Below are 9,421 nucleotides of genomic sequence, written 5' to 3'. Positions count from 1 at the left end.
CCCCCGGCGCCGCCCCCCGCCGCACAAGCCCCCGCAGCTGCTGCGTCGGCCCCCGCTGCCAGCGCTCCAGCCCCTGCAGCAGCACCTGCCGCTGCACCGGCTGCTGCCGTGCCGGCCCACAACCCCACCGTGCCGCCTTCGGGCGCGATGCCTTATGCATCGCCATCGGTGCGCAAGTTTGCGCGTGAGCTGGGCGTGCAACTGGACGAGGTCAAGGGCTCGGGCAACAAGGGCCGTATCACCGCCGACGACGTGCAAGCCTTCACCAAGCAGGTGATGGCCGGTGCCGTGCAGACCAAGGCACAGGCAGCCAAGGCGCCCGCTGGTGGCGGCTCTGGCGCAGGTCTCGATCTGCTGCCATGGCCCAAGGTCGATTTCAGCAAGTTCGGCACTGTCGAGCGCAAGGACCTGTCGCGCATCAAGAAGATCTCGGGCGCCAACCTGCACCGCAACTGGGTGATGATCCCGCACGTCACCAACAATGACGAGGCCGACATCACCGAGCTCGAAGCCTTCCGCGTCTCCACGAACAAGGAAAACGAGAAGAGCGGCGTCAAGGTCACCATGCTGGCCTTTGTGATCAAGGCCCTGGTCTCTGCACTCAAGAAGTTCCCTGAGTTCAACACCAGCCTCGATGGCGACACCCTGGTCTACAAGCAGTACTTCAACATCGGCTTTGCGGCAGACACGCCCAATGGCCTGGTGGTGCCGGTGCTCAAGGATGCCGACAAGAAGGGCATCATCCAGATCAGCGCAGAAATGGGCGAGCTGGCCAAGAAGGCACGCGACGGCAAGCTGGGCGCGGCCGACATGCAAGGCGGCTGCATCTCCATCTCGTCGCTGGGCGGCATTGGTGGCACGCACTTCACGCCTATCGTGAATGCCCCCGAAGTGGCCATCCTGGGCCTGTCCAAATCGGCGATCAAGCCGGTCTGGGACGGCAAACAGTTTGTGCCACGTCTGATGCTGCCACTGAGCCTGTCGTACGACCACCGCGTCATCGATGGCGCCTCGGCCGCTCGCTTCAATGCCTACCTGGGCCAGGTGCTGGCGGACTACCGCCGCATCATCCTGTAATCGGAGACGCACACTATGGCAATCGTAGATATCAAAGTCCCCGACATTGGTGATTTCGCTGAAGTGGGCGTGATCGAGCTGCTGGTGCAGCCTGGCGACACCGTCGCCAAGGACCAGTCGCTGATCACCGTCGAATCGGACAAGGCCTCGATGGAGATCCCGTCGAGCCATGCCGGCGTGGTCAAGGAGCTCAAGATCAAGATCGGTGACAAGGTCGCTGAAGGCTCGGTGATCCTGTCGCTGGAAGCCGCAGAAGGCGCAGCTGCTGCTGCTGCACCTGCAGCCTCGTCGCCCGCTCCGGCTCCTGCAGCAGCGGCGCCTGCTGCTACAGCGCCGGCACCGGTGGCCAGCAACTACAGCGGCCAGGTCGATGAAGACTGTGACGTGGTCGTGCTGGGCGGCGGCCCAGGCGGCTACTCTGCGGCCTTCCGCGCCGCTGATCTGGGCCTCAAGGTGGTGCTGATCGAGCGCTACAAGACCCTGGGCGGCGTCTGCCTGAACGTGGGTTGCATCCCATCGAAGGCACTGCTGCATGTGGCGGCCGTGATGGACGAGGTCAAGCACCTGGAAGTCGCCGGCGTCAAGTTCGCCGCGCCCGAGGTCAATATCGACCAGCTGCGCGCCCACAAGGAAAAGGTCATCGGCAAGCTGACCGGCGGTCTGGGCCAGATGGCCAAGATGCGCAAGGTCACGATCGTGCGCGGCTATGGCAATTTCGTCAGTGCCAACCACATCGAGGTGCAGGAAACCTCGGGCGACGGCCAGGACCAGACCGGCGCCAAGAAGGTCGTGCAGTTCAAGAAGGCCATCATCGCTGCGGGCTCGCAAGCCGTGCATCTGCCCTTCATGCCCAAGGACGAGCGCGTGGTCGATTCCACCGGCGCACTCGATCTGAAGGCGGTGCCCAAGCGCATGCTGATCCTGGGCGGCGGCATTATCGGCCTGGAAATGGGCACCGTCTACAGCACCCTGGGCGCACGCCTGGATGTGGTCGAGATGATGGATGGCCTGATGCAAGGCGCTGACCGCGACCTGGTCAAGGTCTGGCAAAAGATGAACGCACCGCGCTTTGACAACATCATGGTCAACACCAAGACCGTGGCCGCCGAAGCGACGCCCGAAGGCATCAAGGTCTCGTTCGAGCCTGCCAAGGACGGCGTGACCGTGCCCGAACCCCAGGTCTACGACCTGGTGCTGCAAGCCGTGGGCCGCACGCCCAATGGCAAGAAGATCGGCGCAGAGGCTGCAGGCGTGTCCGTGACGGACCGTGGCTTTATCAATGTCGACATCCAGATGCGCACCAATGTGCCCAACATCTTCGCGATCGGCGACATCGTGGGCCAGCCCATGCTGGCACACAAGGCCGTGCACGAAGCGCATGTGGCCGCTGAAGTGATCGCTGGTGAGCTGCAAGGCAACAAGGAGCTGGCCGCTGCCGCTTTCAATGCCCGCGTGATCCCATCGGTGGCCTACACCGATCCCGAAGTGGCATGGGTGGGTCTCACCGAAGACCAGGCCAAGGCCCAAGGCATCAAGGTCAAGAAGGGCCTGTTCCCCTGGGCTGCGTCGGGCCGCGCCATTGCCAATGGCCGCGACGAAGGCTTTACCAAGCTGCTGTTCGACGACTCGCCCGAAGCCCATGGCCACGGCAAGATCCTCGGCGGCGGCATGGTCGGCACGCACGCCGGCGACATGATCGGCGAGATCGCACTGGCCATCGAGATGGGTGCAGACACCGTGGACATCGGCAAGACCATCCACCCGCACCCCACCTTGGGCGAGAGCATTGGCATGGCTGCGGAAGTGGCCCATGGCACCTGCACCGATGTGCCGCCAGCGCGCAAGTAAGACCAGCCGGTCTTGAGCCACTCTGCAAAAGGACAGCCTTCGGGCTGTCTTTTTTATGGGAGTGGCAACCTTGCGTACTTTTGAAGATGCCTGGAAGTTGGCAATAGCTGCAGAAATTTGGTGAAATTTCTTAATAAAAACAGCAAGTTGAAGTTATTTTTAAGTTGGCATTTTGAATGCACGACTGAGCCACGCTGGTACCAATTCGGGTCTTTGGTTCCTGCCGATGTTGGGGATATTCGTCAGATGGGCTGAAGCAAAAAATCTCGATCGGGTTTTTTGGCGGTATTTTGGGTTCTTGAGGTGTTAAATATTCCCGATCAGGAATAAAGCTGGATTTTTGGCCGCAAAAGGGTGATAATTTCCCGATCGGGAATTTTTAAATCAACACAGCATGTCCTCTATCCAGAATGCAGAACAACTGGCCGCAGCGCTGCGTCTGGCGCGAAAGCAGCTGGGGCTTACCCAGCAAGCATTGGCGCTGGCTGCGGGAGTGGGCACGCGGTTCGTTGTTGACTTGGAGTCTGGCAAGCCAACAGTGCGTCTTGAAAATGTGCTCCGTGTGGTCGACGCGCTAGGCGGCCAGTTGCAGCTCTCGGGCTTGCCAGGGGGTGGTAGTGATGACCAGCGCCGGCAGGTACATGCCATCAGCCAAGGAGGCCACCGTGGCCCATGAGCTGAATGTCTGGCTGCTGGGGCAATTGGCAGGCGAGCTGTCGCTGCGCCATGGCAGACTGTGCTTTACCTACGCGCCAACTTGGTTGGCACAGCCGGATGCCATCGCTCTGTCGCAGTCACTGCCCTTGCGAGATGCAGCCTTTGATGACATCGAATCACGGCCATTCTTTGCCGGCCTGCTGCCAGAAGGGCAGATGCGCCGCCTGATTGCGCAGCATTTTCATATCTCCAGGCAGAACGACTTCGCTTTGCTCGACCGCATCGGCGGCGAATGCGCGGGCGCGGTCAGTTTTCTGGACCCTGGCCAGCAATTGCCCTTGGCTGCCGGCGGGGATGATGTGGACTGGCAGACCGACAGCCAGCTTGCAGCCATTTTGGAAGAGCTGCCACGCCGTCCCATGTTGGCCGGTGCGGATGGGCTGCGTCTGTCACTGGCAGGGGCGCAGGACAAGCTTCCGGTGGTGGTGGATGACATGCACCAAACGCAACCACGCATCGGTCTGCCACGTAACGGCACACCGAGCAGCCATATTTTGAAACCTGCCATCCATGCGGTTGAGGACAGCGTAGCCAATGAAGGCTTTTGCATGTTGCTGGCTCAGGCGATGGGACTGCGCCCGGCACAGGCACGCATCCATAGCATTTGGGGACATAGCTTTCTGCTTGTAGAGCGTTATGACCGCAACACCGAGGAGGGCGGGCAGCGTGTTCGTCTGCACCAGGAAGACTTTTGCCAGGCACTGGGCGTCGTGCCTGAGTTGAAGTACCAAAACGAAGGCGGCCCGGATCTGGCCCAGTGCTTTGGGCTGTTGCGTGGGGTGACGCGACCGAATGCCCCACAGGTGCTGCGCATGCTGGACGCTGTCATTTTCAATGCGCTGATCGGCAACCATGATGCGCATGCCAAGAACTTTTCGCTGCTCTATGGCCAACAGGCGGGGCGCAATGCCACCGTGCTCGCACCTTTGTACGATCTGTTGTCGACAGCGGTTTACCCCGCGCTGACGGACAAGATGGCCATGAAGTTGGGTGGCAAGTACCGATTTGGTGAGCTGCGCAGCCGCCATTGGGAGCAATTCGCAGAGGACGCGGGCTTGGCCAAGGCTGCGACCAAAAAGCGCATCCTCGCGCTTGCGCAAAGCCTGCCTGCTGCGGCGCGGCAACTACAGAGCGCCCCACAGCATGGTTTTTCCCGGCATGCAGTTGTCGAGCTGGTGTGCAGTTTGATCGAGCAGCGCTGCGCTGAGACCGTCCAACAACTGAGTGCAGCTTGAACTGAGTGCCAGGCGCCCATGCGTATCGCAAGCAAGGCGCAGCCTAGCCCTCATTCGTAGTCAAACTCCGCCCGGTAGTCATCCAGGTCGATACCTTCAGCGCGCAGCGGCTCCACCAGGCGAAAGCGTGTGACCTTGGCCGATGCGGTGATATAGCCTTTGATGACCCAATCGCGGGTGACGGGGCTGCGCGCCTCTTGCGCCAGTTGCTCGATGACGCGGGTGGTCTTGCGCCGGGCCAGCATGCGAAAGAACGCCGGCACATGGGCGAGCAGGCGTTGCAGCAGGTCCTCGGCATCGGCGGTCCATTCGCCTTGCTTGGGCAGCTCGGGCACAAAGCCCCATTCGTCTTCGGTCAAGGCGCGCCAGAGCACGATGGCATGGCCATCGGCATCGCTCACACAGGCCATTTCTTCCAGCTCGGGGGTGCGCATCGGCGCATAGCGAGAGCTGCTGCCTGCCGCCAACAGGGCTTGGTAGGCCTGGGCCACATCGGCCACCTGCAGGCGCAGGCTTGTCTGCGACTCCACCTTGGGCACCTGCAGCAGCCGCAGCAAGGCGCTGCCGGTGTCGATATCAACATAGCCCTCGCCGCTGCGCGCAGCGGCAAAGCCGATCACATCACGCCAGAGATGCGTGGCCTTTTCCAGATCGCTGCAGGGAAGGACAAGGTGGCTGATTCCGAAAAACATGGCATGCGGGGATAAAAATAACAGCGCCGATGATAGCCGCCCGGGCAGTGCTTTGATCAGAACTGATCATGGATGTCATTTCTGGCAGAGCCACTGGCAGTTGTCTTGGAGACAGCCCAGGCTGCCCATTCGCCTCTGGATGGGCGAAGATCCCGGCTAAACAAAGCTTGCGCAGCGCATCGGCACTTCTCGCCAATGCCGCTGCAGCCCATCAGGAGACCCAACCCATGACCCCCCACGCGCTCACTTCTGCTGCCGCATTGGCGATGGCCGCTAGTTTGGCCGTTGCAGCCAGCCCGGCCCTTGCTGCCTATCCGGACAAGCCCATCAAGCTGTTCGTGCCGTTCCCGCCCGGCCAGGCCACCGATATCTTTGCCCGTGCGCTGGCCGACAAGCTGGGGCAGAAGCTCGGCCAGCCGCTGGTGGTAGAGAACAAAGCCGGCGCGGGCAGCAATATCGGCTCCGAGCAGGTGGCGCGCAGCGCGGCCGACGGCTACACCTTGCTGGTCGCGGGCAGCGCGATGGCGGTGAACCAGACCCTGTACAAAAAGGTGAACTTCGATCCCCGAGTGGACCTGGTCGGCATCAGCTTGATCGCCAAGGTGCCCCTGGTCTTTCTGGCCAACCCGGCCAGTGGCATCAAAAGCATGAACGACCTGGTCGCCAAGGCCCGCGCAGAGCCGGGCAAGCTGAGCTATGCCAGCGCCGGCATTGGCGGCACCCAGCATTTGAGCGCGGAGATGGTCAAGGCCCGCGCGGCGCTGCAGATCGAACATATTCCCTACAAAGGCAGCGGCCCGGCCCAGGCGGATTTTCTGGGCAACCAGGTGCCGCTGATGGTCGATTCGGTCACCGCCGCATTGGCCAATATCCAGGCCGGCAAGGCCGTGCCGCTGGGCGTGACCTCGGCCACACGCTCCAGCCAGCTGCCTCAGGTGCCCACGATTGCTGAATCGGGCCTGCCGGAGTTCAAGGGCTTTGAGGCTGTCGGCTGGCTGGGCCTGATGGCTCCCAAGGGCACGCCCAAAGCCATCGTCGACAAGCTGAACCAAGAGACGGTGGCCATCCTCAGCAGCCCCGAGATGCAGAAGTTCATCCGCGACCGGGGCTCCGAGCCCGCGCCGACCAGTGGCCCGGAGATGGACCGCTTTGTGGCCAGCGAAATTGCCGAATGGGGCAAGGCAGTCAAGCAGTCGGGCGCGACGGTGGAATAGGGCCACCACCGGGGATCGCAGCCAGAGTCCTTACGCGCCACCGACCATGTCGCCCAGGCGTCGCGGCGCCTGGCTGCGCTTTTCTACACTCTTTGTCGCCTATAGACCGAAATGGAGACAAAGATATGGTGTTGACGCGCAGAAGCATGCTGCAAGCGGGGGCTGCCACGGCAGCCGGTGCATGGATGGGGGCGGGCGCATCGCTGGCCCATGCCAGCAAGACCTTCCCCACCCGGGCGATCAAGCTGGTGGTGGCTTTTCCGGCCGGTGGGCCGACCGATCTGACGATGCGCCAACTGGCCGAGAACGCCGCCAAGGTGCTGGGCCAGCCGATTGTGGTGGAGAACCGCCCTGGCGCTGCTGGCTCGCTGCCCGCGACCCAGTTGCAGAACACGGCAGCGGATGGCTACACCATCGCCCAGCTGCCGATGAGCGTGATGCGCCTGCCCTTTACCACCGGCCTCAAATGGAACCCGGTGGAGGACCTGAGCTACATCATCAATGTCACCGGCTATGCGTTCTGCATGGTGGCCAGCACCCAGTCCGGCCTCAAGAGCTGGCAGGATGTGGTGGCCTGGGCCAAGGCCAATCCTGGCAAGCTGACCTTGGGCAATACCGGCACCTACACGTCCCCCCACGTCACCTCCGCCATCATTGCGCAGCAGCTGGGCCTGGATGTGGTGCATGTGCCCTACAAGGGCTCGTCCGAGCTGATGCGCGCCACGATGGCGGGCGAGGTGATGGTCGCGGCAGACACCAGCGCCGTCATCCCCTATGTGGACCAGGGCCGCATGGTCGCCTTGAATGTCTGGACCGAAAAGCGCCTGCCGACCTTGCCCAACACCCCCACCTTGATCGAACTGGGCCTGCCGACCACGCAGTACTCGCCCTTTGGCCTGGTGGGCCCCAAGGGCATGCCGGTTGATGTGCAAGCTGCCTTGCACACTTCCTTCAAGCAAGCGATGGAGATGGAAAGCTACCAGGCCATGCTGCAGCGCTTTGAGATGCTGCCGATCTACATGAACAGCGCTGATTACAAAAAGTTTGCCGCCGAGTCCACCGTCAAGGAAAAGGCCGTGCTGGCCAAGCTGAGGCCGCAGGCTTGATCCAGCATTGATGGCCGAATGGCGTTAAGACGGTATTGGTTTTGGAGATAACTGTATTTATATACAGTATTTGCAAGAATCTACCTTCAACCGGCCCACGCCTCCAGCCATCCCAGAGGGGCGCTTCCCCAAGCGGGACCGCGCCCGCACTGGCGAAGCTGTGGGGGTTTTGCTAGAATACTGTACATATACACAGTATCTATGCAAACCCTCGCCAAACTTCAGATCCTGGCCGATGCCGCCAAATACGATGCCAGCTGCGCATCGAGCGGCAGCAAGCCCCGCAACTCCCTGGGCGGCAAGGGGATGGGCTCGACCGAGGGCATGGGCATCTGCCACAGCTATACGCCCGATGGCCGCTGCGTCTCGCTGCTCAAGATTCTGTTGACGAACTTCTGCATCTACGACTGCCGCTACTGCATCAACCGCAAAAGCTCCAATGTGCAGCGTGCGCGCTTTAGCGCGGCCGAGGTGGTGGGCCTGACCTTGGACTTTTACCGCCGCAACTGTATAGAGGGCCTGTTTTTGTCGAGCGGCATCATCCAGTCGTCGGACTACACCATGGAGCAGCTGGTGGAGGTGGCGCGCAGCCTGCGCGAGGACCATGATTTTCGCGGCTATATCCACCTCAAGACGATTCCGGATGCTGCCCCTGAGCTGCTGGCCCTGGCGGGCCGCTATGCGGACCGGCTCAGCATCAATATCGAGCTGCCCACGCAGCAAGGCCTGCAGCAATTGGCGCCCGAGAAAGATGCGCTAGGCATTGCCTCTGCCATGCACCAGGTGGCAGAACATATCGAGGTCGCGCGGCAGCAGACGCAAGACCAGCAGGGCAGCAAGCTGGTATCGCTGCCCCGCCAGCGCCAGGCGGCCCGCGCGGCTGCGCCCAGCTATGCGCCGGCCGGCCAAAGCACGCAGATGATTGTCGGCGCCGACAGTGCCAATGATGCGACCATTCTGCTCACCAGCAGCGCGCTCTACACCGGCCAGCGCCTGCGCCGGGTCTACTACTCGGCCTTCAGCCCCATCCCCGATGCCTCGTCCGATCTGCCGCTGCAGGCGCCGCCGCTGATCCGCGAGCACCGGCTCTACCAGGCCGATTGGCTGATGCGCTTCTACGGTTTCAGCCCGGCAGAAATTACCGCACCAGCGGCCGGCGGCATGCTCGATCTGGAGCTAGACCCCAAGCTCGCCTGGGCGCTGTCGCAGCGCCAGCATTTCCCGGTAGATTTGAACCGTGCGGCCAAGTCCTGGCTGCTGCGCGTGCCGGGCTTGGGTGTCGGCAGTGTCGAACGTCTGCTGACCGCTCGCCGGGTGCGCCGGCTGCGGCTGGCCGATCTGCAGCAGCTGCGTGTGGCCACCAGCAAGGTGCTGCCTTTTGTCGAGCTCGACGACTACCACCCGCCGCTGGCCATGCTCGACAGCCCCAGCTTGCGCCAACAGCTGCTGGCCCAGATGGGGCAGGGCGCCGTGCAGCGCCGGCACAGCGGCATGCAGTTGGCGGCTGCGGCGCAGATAGCCTTGTTTTGAGG

7 protein-coding genes and 1 pseudogene are annotated in these 9,421 nt (G+C 62.4%); 7 read left to right on the top strand and 1 reads right to left on the bottom strand.

Translation table 11 applies throughout. The features are described from left to right. The 4 genes and pseudogenes from H928_RS33670 to H928_RS0119820 all read left to right on the top strand — a co-directional run. Nucleotides 1-1,077: pseudogene (locus H928_RS33670) on the top strand (2-oxo acid dehydrogenase subunit E2); the annotation flags it as partial. Nucleotides 1,078-1,092: 15 nt separating this feature from the next. Then, nucleotides 1,093-2,925 carry a dihydrolipoyl dehydrogenase gene (lpdA, locus tag H928_RS0119825; protein WP_021028064.1) on the top strand — a complete coding sequence of 611 codons (1,833 nt, stop codon included), beginning with the start codon at nucleotides 1,093-1,095 and terminating at the stop codon, nucleotides 2,923-2,925. A gap of 394 nt (nucleotides 2,926-3,319) precedes the next feature. Then, nucleotides 3,320-3,601: a helix-turn-helix transcriptional regulator gene (locus H928_RS31040; RefSeq protein WP_084635884.1), complete on the top strand. Its 282-nt coding sequence runs from the start codon at nucleotides 3,320-3,322 to the stop codon at nucleotides 3,599-3,601. After that, a complete protein-coding gene (locus H928_RS0119820) occupies nucleotides 3,591-4,877 on the top strand; it encodes a type II toxin-antitoxin system HipA family toxin (RefSeq protein ID WP_027011156.1) in 1,287 nt (428 codons plus the stop codon). Before H928_RS31040 ends, H928_RS0119820 begins: the two co-directional genes overlap by 11 nt. Nucleotides 4,878-4,927: 50 nt before the next feature. On the opposite strand, the gene H928_RS30305 is transcribed toward H928_RS0119820, so the two are convergent. Further along, on the bottom strand, nucleotides 4,928-5,569 hold the full coding sequence (locus tag H928_RS30305) for a DUF2621 family protein (protein WP_021028062.1): 642 nt from the start codon (nucleotides 5,567-5,569) through the stop codon (nucleotides 4,928-4,930). Between the two features lie 266 nt (nucleotides 5,570-5,835). Here H928_RS30305 and H928_RS0119810 point away from each other — a divergent pair, with 266 nt between their 5' ends. The 3 genes from H928_RS0119810 to H928_RS0119800 all read left to right on the top strand — a co-directional run bounded on the left by H928_RS0119810 (nucleotide 5,836) and on the right by H928_RS0119800 (nucleotide 9,419). Continuing rightward, nucleotides 5,836-6,783: a tripartite tricarboxylate transporter substrate binding protein gene (locus H928_RS0119810; protein WP_043341197.1), complete on the top strand. Its 948-nt coding sequence runs from the start codon at nucleotides 5,836-5,838 to the stop codon at nucleotides 6,781-6,783. Nucleotides 6,784-6,914: 131 nt separating this feature from the next. Then, nucleotides 6,915-7,889 carry a tripartite tricarboxylate transporter substrate binding protein gene (locus H928_RS0119805; RefSeq protein WP_027011155.1) on the top strand — a complete coding sequence of 325 codons (975 nt, stop codon included), beginning with the start codon at nucleotides 6,915-6,917 and terminating at the stop codon, nucleotides 7,887-7,889. Nucleotides 7,890-8,090: 201 nt separating this feature from the next. Further along, the gene (locus H928_RS0119800) at nucleotides 8,091-9,419 is read left to right on the top strand and encodes a putative DNA modification/repair radical SAM protein (protein WP_021028059.1); all 1,329 of its coding nucleotides are present in this window, start codon (nucleotides 8,091-8,093) and stop codon (nucleotides 9,417-9,419) included. Nucleotides 9,420-9,421: the final 2 nt, after the last annotated feature.

The sequence above is a fragment of the Comamonas sp. B-9 genome (assembly GCF_000410635.1).
Lineage (GTDB): Bacteria > Pseudomonadota > Gammaproteobacteria > Burkholderiales > Burkholderiaceae_C > Comamonas.
This window is presented reverse-complemented; position numbering and strand designations above follow the sequence as displayed.